Genomic DNA, 15,781 nt, shown 5'->3' on the forward strand with positions numbered 1-15,781 from the left:
CGCTTCCACTACGCTGGCGCAAGGTGTAGTTTGCGCGACCAAACGACCAACCCCCGGCCACCGGGACGCAGGGACACAAACCGGAGCGACATGACCAGACGCATTGCCTTCCAGGGCGAGCCGGGCGCCTATTCCCATCAAGCCTGCCGCGAAACCTATCCCGACATGGAAGCGATGCCGTGCCGCACCTTCGAGGACGCGATCGAGGCCGTCCGTTCGGGCGAGGCGGCGCTGGCCATGCTACCGGTGGAGAACTCGATCTTCGGCCGCGTGGCCGACATTCACCACCTTCTTCCCCGGTCTGGCCTCTACATCGTGGCCGAGGCGTTCGTCCGGGTGCGGATCAACCTGCTCGCCCTGCCCGGCACGGGGCTGAACCAGATCACGCACGCCATGAGCCATACCATGCTGCTTGGCCAGTGCCGTAAATTCCTCGGCCGGCACGGCATCCACCGCGTGACCGGTGCGGACACCGCCGGTTCCGCCCGCCAGGTGGCCGAGGACGGCAACCCCCATGTCGCCGCGCTGGCCAGCGCGCTGGCCGGAGAGGTCTACGGTCTCGATGTGCTGGCGCGGGACATCGAAGACGAGGGCAACAACACCACGCGGTTTCTGGTGATGTCGGCCGCGCCCGACTGGAGCCGCAGGGGCGAGGACGGGATGATGACCACCTTCGTGTTCCAGGTGCGCAACATTCCCGCGGCCCTCTACAAGGCAATGGGCGGGTTTGCCACCAACGGGGTCAACATGACCAAGCTTGAAAGCTACATGCTCGGCGGCTCGTTCCATGCCACGCAGTTCTACGCCGACATCGAGGGGCATCCAGAGGACCCCGCCGTTCAGCGCGCGCTGGACGAGCTGGACTATTTCACCTCCGAGATCACCATGCTCGGGGTCTATCCCGCCGATCCCAAGCGGCACTGAACCACCGATTCTGTTTCAAAGCCGCATATGCGGTGGTTCAAAGGTTACGCCCCTCACACGCATATGTGAGCGGCCGATCACGCCGTGACTGGCTCATGTGTTTGAATTAAATATATTTTTTCAGCATCGCCACACGCGCCAGTCGCTTTCCCGTGAGCAGTTTGTACGCTTCCGATCACGGCGCCGCGCCGTGGCGACCACGGACAGTCACAGCGCCGCGAGAGCCATTGTTCGAGCCCCCCAAACAGCCGATCTTTGCACCATCAACGCCGGCATCGCCGCCGGCCAAGTTCGAACCCAGACCTCGAAAGGAGGACACCATGAAGACCCTTGGCATCATCAAGATCGCAACCGCAGCCGCCATTCCCGCTCTTGCCGCCTTCGCCACCCTCGGCCCGGTGGCGCCGTTGACCGTCGCGGAACTGAGCGCGCAGGAACGCGGCATCGACATCGCAGAGCTGAGTGAGCAGGAACGCGGCGTCGACATCGCCGAGCTGAGCGAGCAGGAGCGCGGCGTCGACATCGCAGAGCTGAGCGAGCAGGAGCGCGGCATCGACATCGCAGAGCTGAGTGAGCAGGAACGCGGCGTCGACATCGCCGAGCTGAGTGAGCAGGAACGCGGCGTCGACATCGCCGAGCTGAGCGAGCAGGAGCGCGGCATCGACATCGCAGAGCTGAGTGAGCAGGAACGCGGCGTCGACATCGCCGAGCTGAGCGAGCAGGAGCGCGGCGTCGACATCGCAGAGCTGAGCGAGCAGGAGCGCGGCACCGACATCGCATGAGACCGGCCAGAGCCAAGCCACCGCTCCGGCCCCGTCCAGTCATGGGCGGGGCCGATCGCTTTTCACCTCAGTCGCGCCAGATCGGGTTCGACCACGCCATCCGCCCGGCCGCGTCCATCGCCGTCACCCTGATCCAAGGACTGTTTGCGAACGGTGCCAGCCCCAGGCGCGCCTCGGTCATCGCCGGGGATTTCCGGCACTGCGCCGCGCTGGCATGGCCTTGCACGATCACACGCTCCACCGAAGAACTCTCCACGACGATCTGATCTCCGTCGAATCGTATGTCCCGCAGTTCCGGTCCCTGGGTGGCATAGAACGCCCCGGCCTTGAGCGCCTCCAGCAACGGCCCCGGCGCATTTTCCTCAGCCTTGACCATGACCCAGCCTCCAAAGGCGTCGTCGCTTGCGAAATGGGCGTCGTCGGTCGCGACCAGCGACAGTTTCCGGCCGGCCGACAGCATCAGTTCAGCCGTGTGGAAACCGTCGCCGCGCGCGGCGTCGACCGCGCAGCCATGATTGTATATCTCCACGGCATGCGCCGCGTCGAGCGACATCGCGTCGTCGAGCGTCAGGCCCGACCAATGCGGATGGGCAACCGCGACGAAGGCACCGGCGTCGCGCGCCCGCCTGGCAATGTCAGGCCCGCTTTCCTGCCCGTCCGCCGGGGCGAAATCCGGCGCGTTGGCCGGTGCAAAATCCGCTGGCAGCCCCACTGCGAGGATGTGCCAGATATCGCCGTTCAAAAGCGGGCCCGAATGCAGTTCGGCCCCCAGCAGAGTGGTGAAATTTCCGGTGCGATACGGAGTCGTGTCTGCCACCGGATACCCGAAGAGCCCCACGAAATGGTCCGTCAGGGCGATGAAATCATAGCCCGCCGCCCGGTATCGGCGGCACACCTCGTCCGGCGTCAGCCGTCCGTCCGAAAGCGTGGAGTGCGTATGCAGGTTGCCGCGGTAGAACCGCCCCGGCGCGGTAAAAGCCGATGTCATGTCACCTCCGGTCCGTCACCACCGCCCCTAGCGTCGGAATGTAACGGTTTTGCATCGCATGCCTTTCCTTCCGGATCGCACGGCCCGGCCCGGGTCAAGCCTCGTGGCGGTAGCGTCTCTCGATTTCGGCGGCGTAGGTGGCCATGCGGGCCTTCGCGCGGCTGTTGACCGTCTTGCGGGCCAGCTTCACCGATTGCAGCATCAGCTTGCCGGTCAGGGTCTCAGCCTTGGCCGTGACATCCATCCTCACCCTCGTGCTGTTGCGCGACAACGCCACGAGTTCCAGCGTCATCCGGCCGCTCAGCGACGGGGAGCGATAGTCGAACGACATGCCGTTGGGCGGATCGTATTCCACAAGCTCCAGCCGCAGCTCCCGCGTCTTGCCACGAAACTCGAAACTGACATCCCACGCCATGCCCGGCCCCGTCCGCGTGAGTTTGTCGATGCGCTGCACTTCGGCCCCCCGACGCATCGCCGCACGCTCGATCGCGTTGAAATCGGCCATCTGGGAGAAAACGAAATCGCTCGGCGCCTCGACATCGACGGTCCTGCAAAATTCCATGATCCAGCCCCTGCTTGCCGGTAACGCCTGCCATCACATGCGCCCCGCGATCGTGGCGCGCGGGACCTTGGCGGTATTGTCACGTCAATCCAGCGTGTCCGCAAGCCAGTTGCGCAACAAAAAATGCGCGATCGCCCCTTCCCGGGCCGGCATCAGCGTCGGATGCTGCCCGGCAAAGGTCTGCATGACCTCCTCGCGGCTGACCCAGACGGCATCCTCGATCTCGCCGGGATCGATCCGGATATCGTCGTCAACCGCCTCGCCATGGCAGCCGATCATCAGCGACGAGGGAAACGCCCAGGGCTGGCTGGCCAGATATTCGACACGGCCCACGCGAATGGACGATTCCTCGAAAACTTCGCGGCGCACGGCCGCCTCGACCGTTTCGCCCGGCTCGACAAAGCCCGCGAGGCAAGAATAGAACCCGTCCGGCCAGCCGTGCGAGCGCCCCAGCAGGGCGCGGTTGCCGCGCGTGATGAGCATGATGACCACGGGATCCGTGCGGGGGAAATGCTGTCCCCCGCACGCGTCACAGCTACGCTGCCAGCCGGATTGCACCATTCGGCTTTCGCTGCCGCATCGCGCACAGAAACGGTGACTGCGGTGCCAGCCCAGCAAGGCCTTGGCCGTGGCCGCCAGCTCTGCATCGCGGGGATCGAGACGGCTCATGACACGCCGAAGATCGGCGAACAGAAAATCTCGGGGCATCTCCGGATGCATCTGCTCACTGGTATCGGCGAACCTGTCCAGCTCTGCCTCGTCCAGCCCGTCGGGCCGCCAGCCCGATATGTCGTGGGCAAAGACGAGTGTTTCCGTATCCTCACGCCCCAAGAGCACGGGCGGGAGGTCGGCCTCGGCCAGCACCGCATGATCCATCGGCAACCGCGCGAGCCGGTCGCGCCCGGGCGCAACCAGCAGCGGCTTGCCCCGCCACAGCAGAACCGTTCGGGCCTGCCGCGAGTCAATACACGCAGCCAGCGCCGCGTCAGCGCCGCGCAGCTCCGCGGCCCGGTCGAGGTTCGAGCCGCCGAATGTCACCGTTTCGGCATGTTCCATGACCTGTCCGCCTGCCACGTTCCCCGCCCGGCGACAAGGGCACAGGGCAGCATCGGCCACATGGCACAAAATCCCTTGCATGCACGAGGTGCGGGCATTTACAACCTATGAGTGTTTATATACGCTGCCGAACGGAATATCTAAGGTAACCGCATGATTTCTTGCAGCCCACACCGCGGCGATGCCGCGCGATGACCGGACGGATCCGATCGTCAGGATGGCACAGGTACGATGACGTCACCTTCCTCATTTTCTGCCAGTGCAAGGCTGCGCCTTTTGGCGACATCGGACATTCATGCCAGCGTCTTGCCGTTCGACTATGCCGCCAACCGCACCGCGGGTTGCTTCGGCCTGGCGCGCACCGCCAGCCTGATCGCGGAGGCCAGATCCGATGACAGGCCATGCCTGCTCTTCGATAACGGTGATTTCCTGCAGGGCACCCCGCTTGGCGACATCGACGGCACCGTTTCGCACGAAGGCGTCCACCCCGTCATCGCCGCGATGAATGCCCTTGGCTACGATGCCGTGTCGCTTGGCAATCACGAGTTCAACTTCGGGCTGGAGGCCCTGCACACCGCCCTTGCCGGCGCGGAATGGCCGGTCGTGTGCGCCAACGCGCTGACACGTCGCGGCCGAACGGCCGAAGAGGACGAGACGCTGTTTCCGCCATCGGTGCTGCTGGATCGCCGGGTCACGCTGGCGGACGGGTCGTGCCACCGGTTGCGGATCGGCGTTCTCGGCCTGTTGCCACCGCAATTCGTCGCGTGGGACCATTATCACCTGGGTGGCCGCCTGGCGGCACGCGACATGGTCGAAACAGCCGAGGCGCGCGTACCGATGCTGCGCCGCCAGGGGGCCGACATCGTCGTGCTGCTCGCGCATACGGGCCCCGCCCCCGGACCGGAACATGCCGACATGGAAAACGCTGCCCTCGCGCTTGCGCGGCGGCCGGGGATCGACGCGATCATCGCCGGCCACAGCCACGAGATCTTTCCGCGGCCGGGCGCAAGGGCAATGGGTACGGCGGATCACGATGCCGGCACATTCGACGGGGTTCCCGCCGTCATGCCGGGATACCGCGGCTCTCATCTCGGGGTGATCGACCTGTACCTTGCGCGGACCGGGTCCGGCTGGCGGGTGACCGGACACAACGCCGAGGTCCGCCCGGTCCGGTCCGGCGGGGACACGCCCCCCGCGCCACCGCTGCCCGCGGTCGTTGATCGGGTCAGTGCCCCTCATGCAGCGACGCTGGACCGGCTCGACACCCCGTACGGCCATACCCACCGCCCCATCCACAGCTACCTTTCCCGCGTCCGCAGCGACCGGGCGGTGCAACTGGTGGCGGAGGCCAAGCGCCGCGCCCTTCGGGCCATTCTGGCCGGTGGCCCTCATGCCGATCTGCCGGTGCTCGCCGCGACGGCCCCGTATCACACCGGCGGCCGTTCCGGCCCCGCCGCCTTTACCGACATCCCCGCCGGTCCGTTCACGCTACGCCACGCCACGGATCTGTGCCCTTTTCCGAACATGCTCTGCGCGGTGCGCCTGAGCGGGGCCGAGATCCTTGACTGGCTGGAACGCGCGGCATCCAGCTTCCACACAGTCGAGCCGGGCGCGCACGACCAGCCACTGTGCGATCCGGACTTTCCGGGGCACGCGGTCGACACCATCGCCGGTCTGAGCTACCGCATCGACCTGACGGCGCGACCGCTCTACACGCCGAAGGGCGAGCGTCGGGCCGATACGCGCGGGGCGCGTGGCCGCATCCGGCATCTTGGCCATCGTGGCCGCCCTGTCGACCCGGACGCGCAGTTCGCCATGGCGGTAACCAACTACCGCGCCTTCGGAGGCGGCCCGTATCCCGCCCTGCCCCCCGATCGACTGATCGTGACATGCAAGGGCTGGGTGCGCGATACGGTCACGGATTTCATTAGGCACGGTGGCTTGCGGACACTCGACGGCACGCCTGTCTGGTCGTTTCTGCCCGTGCCCGGCGCCAGCACGGTGATCGAAACAGGGCCGGGGATACGCGCCCATCGGGCGGAGATGGCCGTTTGCGGGCTGGAGCCGATCGGCCAGAACCCGGCGGGTTTCGTAGAACTGCGCATGCCGCTCGCCCATGCGCCTTGCGAATCCGCGATGTGACCACTATTTAAAGGTTCGAGAGGTTGGCGCGGGCAAGCGCCTCGCCAACCCGGTCAGGTCCGGAAGGAAGCAGCCGTAACGAGCCCCGCTTGGGTCGTTGTCCAACCTCTCACCCTTTCCCGGGCACGCGCCCGGGATTTCTCATTGCATCACCCGCGGCCTGATACCCGCCTATACCGCTCCCTGTCGCGCCCAATCCAGTTGATCGCCAGTTTCGACGGCGCATGGACGCACGGCCCGCAGGCGCTGCAGCGCCGGTTCCGCCGCCTCTCCGGACTCGATCATCAGTCTCAGCGCCGCCATCCCCGAACGTCCGCAGCCGCCCATGCAGTGGATCAGAACCCGCCCGCCGCCTTCCAGCGCGGCGAGCGCCGGCCGGCTGACGGCGCGCCAGTCCGCCTCCTGGCGAAACCCGGGGGCACCGAGATCGGGAACGGGGAAGGCAAACCACCGCGTCCCGCTGTTCTGGAGATCATTCCCCAGCCCCCCCGCCCCGGCCGCCGTCATCTCGGCCTCCGTGGCCAGCGTGACGACCAGCGCCGGCTTCCAGTCCTTCAGATGCGCGATATCCTCGGCATAATGCCCCCCGCGGCCCGGCATCGGCGAAATCCCGACGATCCCGCGCGCGACCGGAAGAGCGAACACGATGAATCCCGACAACGCCTATCGCCTCCGGCCTTCCCGGGCAAAGCTGGCCCGCGTGCAAACCATGCGGTCCTCCCATCCTTGACACGCGGGCCAAGCGTGGCCTCTCGCCGCCCCAAAAGCAAGCTGGACGCTCCTGTTGGCGGCCTTTAGGCTCGCGCCAGATGTCCGAATCCGGCAGGCCCCATGAACGACACGCCCTCCCAAGCCTATCAGGTTCTCGCCCGCAAATACCGGCCCGAAACCTTCGACGATCTCGTCGGCCAAGGGGCGATGGTGCGCACGCTCAAGAACGCCTTCAAGGCGGACCGGATCGCCCAAGCCTTCATCATGACGGGCATCCGCGGGACCGGCAAGACCACCACGGCGCGCATCATTGCCAAGGGCATGAATTGCGTCGGCACCGACGGCACGGGCGGACCGACGACAGAGCCTTGCGGCCGGTGCGAGCATTGCACCGCGATCATGGAAGGGCGCCATGTCGACGTGCTGGAAATGGACGCGGCCAGCCGCACCGGCGTGGGCGACATCCGCGAGATCATCGACAGCGTCGCCTACCGTGCCGCCTCGGCCCGCTACAAGATCTACATCATCGACGAGGTGCACATGCTCTCGACCAGCGCGTTCAACGCGCTGCTCAAGACGCTCGAGGAACCGCCCGAACACGTCAAGTTCATCTTCGCCACCACCGAGATCCGCAAGGTGCCGGTCACCGTGCTCTCGCGCTGCCAGCGCTTCGACCTGCGCCGCATCGACCCCGAAGAGATGATCGCCATGCTGCGCCGGATCGCCGATGCCGAGGATGCCCAGATCGCCGACGACGCGCTGGCGCTCATCACCCGTGCCGCCGAAGGCTCGGCGCGCGATGCGACCTCGCTGCTCGATCAGGCCATTTCCCACGGCGCGGGCGAAACCACCGCCGACCAGGTGCGCGCCATGCTGGGGCTGGCCGACCGGGGCCGCGTGCTCGACCTCTTCGACCTTATCATGAAAGGCGACGCCGCCGGCGCGCTCGGAGAGCTCTCAGGCCAGTACGCCGAAGGCGCCGATCCGATGGCCGTGCTGCGCGACCTGGCCGAGATCGCCCACTGGGTCAGCGTGGTCAAGATCACCCCCGAGGCTGCCGAGGACCCCACCATCGGCCCAGACGAGCGCGACCGCGGCCGCGCCATGGCAGAGGCGCTGCCGATGCGGGTGCTGACGCGGATGTGGCAGATGCTGTTGAAATCGCTCGAAGAAGTCGCCGCAGCACCGAACGCGATGATGGCAACCGAAATGGCGGTGATCCGCATGACGCACGTGGCTGACCTGCCGGCGCCGGAAGAGCTGGTGCGCAAGCTGCAGGAGTCGCCGCCCCCACCGCGGGGGCCGGGTGGCGGCGCGCCCGCCGGGCCGGGCACATCCACCGAAACCGGCGCACGGCCATCGACGCAGGACAGTGGCAGGGCCGCTATCGGCACATCGGGGCAGACCACGGCGCTCGCCCCGCAACAGGACGCGGCGGTTGCGCGCTTCCCCACGTTCGATCACGTGGTCGAGCTGATCCGCGCGAACCGCGACGCCACGCTGCAAATAGACGTGAAGCGCTACGTGCGGCTTGTCTCCTACAGGCCCGGCCGAATCGAGTTCGAGCCGGCGCCGGGTGCACCGTCGGATCTGCCGCAAAGGCTGGGATCCGCGCTACAAAGATGGACGGGCAACCGGTGGGCCGTCTCCGTCGTCTCGTCCGGCGGGGCACCGACTATCGACGAATCCGAGTCGGCGAAATTCGACGATCTCAAGGCGCAAGCGGCCGGTCACCCGCTGGTGCAGGCCGTTCTCGCCGCCTTCCCGGAAGCCGAGATCACGGAAATCCGCACGCCGGAAGAGCAGGAGGCCGCTGCCGAGGCGGAGGCGCTGCCAGAGGTGGACGAGGAATGGGATCCCTTCGAAGAGGACTGATCGCCGCGCTCTTGCCCGGCCCTGCGCTGGCCGGACCGGCATGTGACAGGCTCCGCCCGGGATGGGACGGCGAGCCCGTCAACACGTGGTCGGAGGCACTCGTCCTGTTCGGCTCTCCCGCCGCGCTGGTCCTGCTCGTGGCGACAATGCTTGTCCTGCGCCTGCGCAGCGCGTGGGGCGGCGTGGCAATCTGCGTCGGCTGGAGCGTGCTGCTCTCGTTCCATACCCATTTCAACCCGGCCGAGAGCCTGCGCCGCACCGCCGCGGCCGAGGGCTGCGTCGGCCCGGCGACCGGGTTCATCATCGCGGTCGCCGCGATCTGCGTGGCGACGGTCCTCTATACGGGCGCTCCCGCCCGCAAGGAATGACGGCATCCGGGCATACCGATGAAAGCGGTGGACACGGTCGGCGGACGCGGCCTACTGTGCAGCCATGATGGATATGAATGGACGCCGCTGGCATGACATGGGTGGCCAGCCAGCGGGCGCCGTGGACCGTGCCGAACACGACCACGCGCTGTGGGAAAAGCGCGTCGACGCGCTGCTGGTGCTCTGCGGCAAGAAGGGGCTCTTTACCGTCGACGGGCTGCGCCGGGCGCTGGAGGACATGGGCGAAGACGCCTTCGAGCGCATGAGCTACTATGAACGCTGGATCGCCGCGGTGAACCAGAACCTGGTGGAATCCGGCGTCTACACGCTGGAGGAACTTGGCCAGCGGATGGAAGATGTCGCCGCGCGCGGCGCGACCTATGGCGAGGCGCAGCGTGGCTGAACGCGTGCGCGTCAAGACGATGATGCCACCGGGCCATGTCCGCACGCCCGCCTATTTGCGCGGCAAGGTCGGGGTGATCGAACGCGAGCTCGGGTCCTCGCGCAACCCCGAACAACTCGCATATGGTCTGCCTGCCGAGATGCAGCGGCTTTACCGGGTGAGGTTCACCATGGCGGAACTCTGGGGCGCGGACGCGGAAGCCCCGGCAGACACGCTCGATGCCGAGATTTTCGGCCACTGGCTGGAGAGGGTTTGACGGATGCCGCACGACCATGACGGTATCAGCGCCTCGGGGCATCCATTCCGCCCCGACAACGACACGCCGCTGAGCTACTGGCAGCGGATGGAGATCGCCGTGCGCGAACTCCTCGTTGAAAAGGGGCAGATGACGGCAGGTGAAATCGCGGCCCAGATCGACGAGATGGACGCCCGCAGCCCGGCGCGGGGCGCCACCGTTGTCGCCCGCGCCTGGACGGACCCAGATTTCAGGGCGCTGCTGCTCGCGGATGCGCCAGCGGCCTGTCGTGCGGCCGGCGTGGACATCGGCCCGCTGCGGCTGATCGCGGTCGAGAACACCGATGACGTGCACAACCTCGTGGTCTGCACGCTCTGCTCGTGCTACCCGCGCGATCTGCTGGGCCTGCCCCCGGACTGGTACAAGACCCGCGCCTACCGCTCGCGCGCCGTGATCGAGCCGCGCGCCGTGCTGCGCGAATTCGGTGTCGATCTGCCCGATAATGTGCAGGTACGCGTGCACGACAGCACCGCCGACATGCGGTACATGGTGCTGCCGCTGCGCCCGGCGGGCACCGCCGGCATGAACGAGGCCGATCTGGCAGCACTGGTCACGCGCGACTCGATGATCGGAACCGGGCAGCCGCACCGGCCGTGACGGTCTTGCCGTTCGGCAGCCGGCGGCGTAAGGGGGCGGGGTAACCTGCCGCGTGCGACCCAGATGAGCGAGACCTCCAGCCAAGATCGCATTCCGATCACAGAGCGCCTGACCGGTGTTGCCCTGTTCCTTCCGGTCATCCTTTCGCGCGCCCTACCCTATCGCTGGCGCGTCCCGGTCGCCGGATGGCTGACGGCACGTATCCTCGCCCCGCTGGCCGGATACAGCCGCCGTGTCCGCGACAATCTTGCCCATGTGCGCCCGGACCTGCCCGCCGCGGAAGTTCGCAGGCTGATGGTGGCAGTGCCCGACAATGTCGGGCGCAGCATGATCGAGCTCTACTCGCCGGAATTCTTCGCCCGGATGCGCGATGCGCCCGCCCGGGGACCCGGGATCGACATCCTGCGGGCGGCACAGGCCGAAGGGCGTCCCGCCGTCATCGTCTCGGGGCATATCGCCAATTTCAACGCCGCGCGCCGCAGCCTCGTGGAGCAGGGGATCGATATCGCCTGTTTTTACCGGGCCATGTCGAACCGGCCGTTCAACGCCCATTACGTGCGGGCCATGGCCTCGGTGAGCGAGCCGATTTTCGAACAGAGCCGCGCCGGCGTCGCCCGGATGGTGCGCCATCTGCGCAAGGGCGGAACGGTGGCGATCATGAACGACCTGAACGCACATGACGGTCTGCCGCTGGACTTTTTCGGCAAGCCGGCGCTGACCTCGCTTTCGGCCGCGGAAATGGCACTGAAATACGATGCGCCGCTGGTGCCGGTCTGGGCGCGCCGGCTGGAGAACGGGCTGGATTTCGAGGTTATTCTCGAGGACGAGATCCCGCATACCGACCCGCTGACGATGACCCGAGAGTTCAATCGCCGCCTCGAAGCCATGGTGCGCGCGAACATGGACCAGTGGTTCTGGATTCACCGCCGGTGGAAGGACGGGGCCAACGTCGTCGGCCAGATGCGTGCCAAGCAACTCGAGGAGCTGGAACGCAAACTGGCGGGTGAAAGCTAAGGCCGGCGCCGGGGCGTGACCGGACGGACAGTTTTCACCGTCCCCTCGCGATCAAACCCATTTCGCCAGTGGCGGCAGGCTCATCAGAACGGCGTTCGCGTCGTGCCCGGTGGCGAGGCCGAACTTGGTTCCCCGGTCGTAGACGAGGTTGTACTCGGCGTAGAGACCGCGATGGACGAGCTGGGTATCCTTGTCCGCCTCGCTCCACGCCTGCACCCGGCGCTTTTCCACCAGCGGCACGAAGGCGGGCAGGAAGGCCCTGCCGATATCCTGCGTTAGCGCGAAATCCGCTTCCCAGTCACCGCTGTTCTGGTCATCCATGAAAATGCCGCCCACGCCCCGCGCGCGGTGGCGGTGCGGGATGTAGAAATACTCGTCCGCCCATGCCTTTAGGCGCGGATACTGCTCTTTCCCGTGCGGGTCGAGATGGGCCTTCTGGGTGGCGTGGAAATGCGCGGTGTCCTCGTCATACTCGATGCAGGGGTTCAGGTCCGACCCGCCGCCGAACCACCACGCATTCGGGGTCCAGAACATCCGCGTGTTCATGTGCACCGCCGGCACATGTGGATTCTGCATGTGCGCGACAAGGCTGATCCCGCTGGCCCAGAAGCTCGGGTCACGGTCGATGCCCGCCACGCCGCGGGCGGCCATCGCCTGCTGCGCGGCCTCGCCGAGCGTGCCGTAGACCTCAGAGACGTTGACACCCACCTTTTCGAACACGCGGCCGCCGCGCATCACGCTCATCAATCCGCCGCCAGCGTCGGACCCGTCGTCGCTGCTGCGGTTGGTTTCGCTCACTTCGAACCGGCCTGGCCCGGCCTCGGACAGGGGGCCGGTGTCATGGCTGTCCTCCAGGGCCTCGAAGGCCGCCACGATCTCGTCGCGCAGATGTCTGAACCAGTCCGCCGCGCGCCGCTTTTCTTCGCTCATCTGCGCCGTCATCGTCGTGTACTTCCCTCTTCAATGTGCCGGCGCAGCGACCGGGTCGAGCAGGGTGCGCCCGCCATCTACCGTCATGATCTGGCCGGTCATGAAGGCCGAGCTGTCGCAGGCGAGGTATTGCACCGCCTCCGCCAGCTCGGTGGCCGAGGCGATGCGCCCAAGCGGCGTATGATCCTCGATGTCGGCGCGGAAATCACGGTTCTCGCGCAGCGTGTCGCGCAGGGAGGCGCTCATCACCGAACCGAAGGCGAGGGCGTTGACGCGAATGCGGTGCGGGGCAAGCGCAACGGCGAGGCTGCGCGTCATCTGGTCGAGCGCGGCGGACGAAACGGAAAAGGCAAGCAGGTCGGGATGCGTGCGCCGCGCCGCGATCGACGACAGGTTCACGATCGTCCCCGCAATCCCGTCCTCGCGCCCCTCGGCCTGCTTGATCATGCGCTTGGCGACCAGCTGACTGGTCCGCAGCGAGGTGATCAGGTTTTGCTGGAGCAGCATTTCCACGGCGTCGTCATCGGGATTGAGCGGGTCCGACACCATCACCTGCCGCGACGCGTTCACCAGAATATCGACCTGGTCGAAGGCGTCGATCGTGGCCGAGAGCAGGTTGGCCAGCGTCAGCTTTTCCCGCAGGTCGCCGGCGAAATAGCGCGTGTTGCTGTCTTCTTGTTGCTTCCCGAGCTGCTTGACGAGCTGTGACTCGTCCATGTCGGCGAACATGACATTGGCACCCTTGTCGGCAAAATGTCGCCCGATGGCCAGCCCGATGCCGTTGGCGCCGCCGGTGACGATCGCGGTTTTGCCCGAAATGGAAAATGACATGGATGATTCCCCTTTTCTGGCCGCTCGCGGCCGGATCAGCCGGCCCTGACGGCCGGGCGTGCCGCATGCAGCAGCTTGAACCGCGTATCCCCGTCCATCTCGCCCACATCCGCGAACTGGCGTGTCAATTCCGACTCATACGGAAGATGGCGGTTGGCGACCAGAAAAAGCTGGCCCTTGGGCGCGAGCATCCGCGCCGCGGCGCGGATGAAGGCCTGCCCCAGCGCGGGATCGGGGCTGCGGCCGGTGTGGAAGGGCGGGTTGGTTATAACCGTGTCGAGCTTTGCCGGGGGCTGCCAACGCGTGGCGTCCTCCCAGTGAAACCGGGCGCGCCCGTCCAGCACGTTCCGCCGCGCGCAGGCAAGCGCGGCGAAATCGGCCTCCACCACGTGCAACTCCTCGATATCCTCCCGCGCGAGCGCCCGGTGGCTCAGATATCCCCACCCGGCGCCCAGGTCCGCCACCCGCGCCCCCAATCTGGCGGGCAGGTGATCGGCCAGCAGGGCCGAGCCCGGGTCCACGCCATCGGCCGAGAAGATGCCGGGCAACGTCACGAACCCGCCCTCGATCTCGCGGGGCGCGCCACGCGCCCAGTCCTCGAAGCCGGGGCCGGCGGGAAAGTGGAAGAGCTTGCCGTGCGCCTTGGACAGAACGGGCCCGACCGCCGCGCGTTTGCGGCACGCCTTCAGCACCGCCTCAACGCCGTCGGTCTTGGCCCCGTCCACGATCACCGGACCGTCAGTAACCGCCGCGGCCTCGGCGATCATCGCCTGTGTGAGCGCCCGGACGCGGGCGACACACACCAAGGATGCCGCGTAACGGCCTTCCGGCTCGCGGACGCAATCATACCCAAGTCCGGCGAAATGATCGCGGTCGGGTTTGAAGCCCGTGATGACCTGGCACAGCCCGCCCGGCAGTGCCGAGAGGTCCATGCCCGCCCGCGGCCCGAATACCGCGATCCGCCCGTCCTCGGGCAGCGACACGTCCCCTGACCCCACGGCCAGCCCCAGGCGCGACGATCCGCCCAAGCTATTCCTTCTCCATCGTGCATTGCAACGGGTGCTGATGACGCCGGGCGAAATCCATCACCTGCGTCACCTTGGTTTCGGCGATCTCGTGGGTAAAGACCCCCACCACGGCAACGCCCTTCTTGTGCACCGTCAACATGATCTCGAAGGCCTGCGCATGGGACATGCCGAAAAACCGTTCCAGCACGGCGACGACGAATTCCATCGGCGTGTAATCGTCATTGAGAAGCAGCACCTTGTATAGCGGCGGCCGCTTGGTCTTGGTCTTGGTCTCGATGACGACAGAGGTGTCGTCCCCGCCCGTCCCGTCATCGGAACCTGACATGCAAATGATCGGCTGAAGCATTTCTCGCTCGGTGTCCTTTGGCGTGGCACCATCCCGGGGGTGTATATAACTTCACGCGCCCAAGTGAAAAGAGGGGACCGCCACCCTAACCGACGACATCAAGCCCGCCGCCGACGGCAACCTTGGCACGGCGGGCACCTGCAGGCCCGTCAATCCGCCTGTGCGACGGCCTGCACGGGGCCGTGACTGTTCCTTTGCACGATGACCACGGCCGGCAACTCCCCCGTCAGCGCCACCTCGACGGTGAGCGGTTCACGCATGTCCCATTCCGCAACCCTGGTCATCTCTGTCACGACATTGGCGTATGTGAGCGTGCGGCCGGCATTCTCGCCGCGCAGGATATCCACCGTGGCGCGCGGCCTGTAGCGCGCCAAGCGCACCGTGCACGTGCCTTCGACGCCCCGTTTTGCCCTCGCGGATATCGACAGCATGTCACCCTGACGGGTGATTTCCAGGTCGACCGGGCGCGGCGTGGATTTGTGCTGCCGAATCAGGGCGGACACGTCCTCGGGATGGGTGCCCATCACATCGTCCGCACCGTCGATGATCATCTGCGGCGTATAGATCATGTCGCGGCCGGCGACCTGTGCATAGGCACGCTGCCGCTTGGTGTTCTCCGGGCGGGCAAAGCTGTCCTTCCAGCCTATGTAGTCCCAGATGTCGACATGCAGCGCGAGCGCGACAACATCATCACGCGCGGCGAGTTCGTGTAGCAGTTTGTCCGCGGGGGGGCAGGCAGAACAGCCCTGCGACGTGAACAACTCGACCAGCACGGTCCGCTCCTGCGCCGCCAGCGGCGACGCGACGAGCATGAGAACGCATGCCAGAAGGGATCGGGTTTTCTTCATCATCGGAGCAGATGCCTCGGGTTTCCGTGACCTTGGCCGGTTCTAGGCGTTCTTTGCGCCGATGGCCAATCAAGGATTCGC

At 66.6% G+C, this 15,781-nt stretch carries 18 protein-coding genes and 1 other RNA gene; 10 read left to right on the plus strand and 9 right to left on the minus strand.

What is annotated here, in order from left to right:
- Positions 1-90 precede the first annotated feature (90 nt).
- Complete coding sequence (locus ACH13J_RS06620; protein WP_397542529.1) at positions 91-924, plus strand: prephenate dehydratase; 834 nt, start codon at positions 91-93, stop codon at positions 922-924.
- A gap of 320 nt (positions 925-1,244) precedes the next feature.
- Positions 1,245-1,706, plus strand: coding sequence for a hypothetical protein (locus ACH13J_RS06625; protein WP_397542530.1), 462 nt, complete (start codon positions 1,245-1,247; stop codon positions 1,704-1,706).
- A 67-nt stretch (positions 1,707-1,773) separates the two neighbouring features.
- On the opposite strand, the gene ACH13J_RS06630 is transcribed toward ACH13J_RS06625, so the two are convergent.
- The 3 genes from ACH13J_RS06630 to nudC form a co-directional block, all read right to left on the minus strand.
- Entirely contained in the window at positions 1,774-2,694 is a 921-nt protein-coding gene (locus tag ACH13J_RS06630; protein ID WP_397542531.1) for a CehA/McbA family metallohydrolase, read from the minus strand.
- Positions 2,695-2,788: 94 nt separating this feature from the next.
- Entirely contained in the window at positions 2,789-3,256 is a 468-nt protein-coding gene (locus ACH13J_RS06635; protein ID WP_397542532.1) for an SRPBCC family protein, read from the minus strand.
- Positions 3,257-3,340: 84 nt separating this feature from the next.
- Positions 3,341-4,312, minus strand: a complete 972-nt coding sequence (gene nudC / locus ACH13J_RS06640) for an NAD(+) diphosphatase (protein WP_397542533.1) — start codon at positions 4,310-4,312, stop codon at positions 3,341-3,343.
- Between the two features lie 231 nt (positions 4,313-4,543).
- Here nudC and ACH13J_RS06645 point away from each other — a divergent pair, with 231 nt between their 5' ends.
- Complete coding sequence (locus tag ACH13J_RS06645; RefSeq protein WP_397542534.1) at positions 4,544-6,454, plus strand: bifunctional 2',3'-cyclic-nucleotide 2'-phosphodiesterase/3'-nucleotidase; 1,911 nt, start codon at positions 4,544-4,546, stop codon at positions 6,452-6,454.
- Positions 6,455-6,471: 17 nt separating this feature from the next.
- Positions 6,472-6,568, plus strand: an RNA gene (ffs, locus tag ACH13J_RS06650) — signal recognition particle sRNA small type.
- 57 nt (positions 6,569-6,625) lie between these two features.
- Here ffs and ACH13J_RS06655 read toward each other — a convergent pair.
- Complete coding sequence (locus ACH13J_RS06655) at positions 6,626-7,114, minus strand: protein phosphatase (protein WP_397542535.1); 489 nt, start codon at positions 7,112-7,114, stop codon at positions 6,626-6,628.
- Between the two features lie 171 nt (positions 7,115-7,285).
- Here ACH13J_RS06655 and ACH13J_RS06660 point away from each other — a divergent pair, with 171 nt between their 5' ends.
- The 6 genes from ACH13J_RS06660 (at position 7,286) to ACH13J_RS06685 (ending at position 11,717) form a co-directional block, all read left to right on the plus strand.
- On the plus strand, positions 7,286-9,040 hold the full coding sequence (locus ACH13J_RS06660) for a DNA polymerase III subunit gamma/tau (protein WP_397542536.1): 1,755 nt from the start codon (positions 7,286-7,288) through the stop codon (positions 9,038-9,040).
- Positions 9,016-9,408, plus strand: coding sequence for a hypothetical protein (locus ACH13J_RS06665; protein WP_397542537.1), 393 nt, complete (start codon positions 9,016-9,018; stop codon positions 9,406-9,408). Before ACH13J_RS06660 ends, ACH13J_RS06665 begins: the two co-directional genes overlap by 25 nt.
- A gap of 64 nt (positions 9,409-9,472) precedes the next feature.
- Positions 9,473-9,811 carry a ScnB-like protein gene (locus ACH13J_RS06670; RefSeq protein ID WP_397542538.1) on the plus strand — a complete coding sequence of 113 codons (339 nt, stop codon included), beginning with the start codon at positions 9,473-9,475 and terminating at the stop codon, positions 9,809-9,811.
- Positions 9,804-10,067: an SH3-like domain-containing protein gene (locus tag ACH13J_RS06675; RefSeq protein ID WP_397542539.1), complete on the plus strand. Its 264-nt coding sequence runs from the start codon at positions 9,804-9,806 to the stop codon at positions 10,065-10,067. Before ACH13J_RS06670 ends, ACH13J_RS06675 begins: the two co-directional genes overlap by 8 nt.
- 3 nt (positions 10,068-10,070) lie before the next feature.
- Positions 10,071-10,703, plus strand: coding sequence for a nitrile hydratase subunit alpha (gene nthA, locus ACH13J_RS06680; RefSeq protein ID WP_397542540.1), 633 nt, complete (start codon positions 10,071-10,073; stop codon positions 10,701-10,703).
- A gap of 63 nt (positions 10,704-10,766) precedes the next feature.
- Positions 10,767-11,717, plus strand: a complete 951-nt coding sequence (locus ACH13J_RS06685) for an LpxL/LpxP family acyltransferase (protein ID WP_397542541.1) — start codon at positions 10,767-10,769, stop codon at positions 11,715-11,717.
- Positions 11,718-11,768: 51 nt separating this feature from the next.
- Here the strand turns inward: ACH13J_RS06685 and hemF are convergent, their stop codons facing one another.
- The 5 genes from hemF to ACH13J_RS06710 form a co-directional block, all read right to left on the minus strand.
- The gene (gene hemF, locus ACH13J_RS06690) at positions 11,769-12,659 is read right to left on the minus strand and encodes an oxygen-dependent coproporphyrinogen oxidase (RefSeq protein WP_397542542.1); all 891 of its coding nucleotides are present in this window, start codon (positions 12,657-12,659) and stop codon (positions 11,769-11,771) included.
- A gap of 18 nt (positions 12,660-12,677) precedes the next feature.
- Positions 12,678-13,478: an SDR family oxidoreductase gene (locus ACH13J_RS06695; protein ID WP_397542543.1), complete on the minus strand. Its 801-nt coding sequence runs from the start codon at positions 13,476-13,478 to the stop codon at positions 12,678-12,680.
- Positions 13,479-13,513: 35 nt separating this feature from the next.
- Entirely contained in the window at positions 13,514-14,506 is a 993-nt protein-coding gene (locus ACH13J_RS06700; protein WP_397542544.1) for a methyltransferase, read from the minus strand.
- Between the two features lies 1 nt (position 14,507).
- A complete protein-coding gene (gene clpS / locus ACH13J_RS06705; RefSeq protein ID WP_397542545.1) occupies positions 14,508-14,852 on the minus strand; it encodes an ATP-dependent Clp protease adapter ClpS in 345 nt (114 codons plus the stop codon).
- Between the two features lie 149 nt (positions 14,853-15,001).
- Positions 15,002-15,703, minus strand: coding sequence for a DUF1223 domain-containing protein (locus tag ACH13J_RS06710; RefSeq protein ID WP_397542546.1), 702 nt, complete (start codon positions 15,701-15,703; stop codon positions 15,002-15,004).
- Positions 15,704-15,781 lie beyond the last annotated feature (78 nt).

It is taken from the genome of Roseovarius salis, assembly GCF_044472985.1.
GTDB classification, from domain to species: domain Bacteria; phylum Pseudomonadota; class Alphaproteobacteria; order Rhodobacterales; family Rhodobacteraceae; genus Roseovarius; species Roseovarius salis.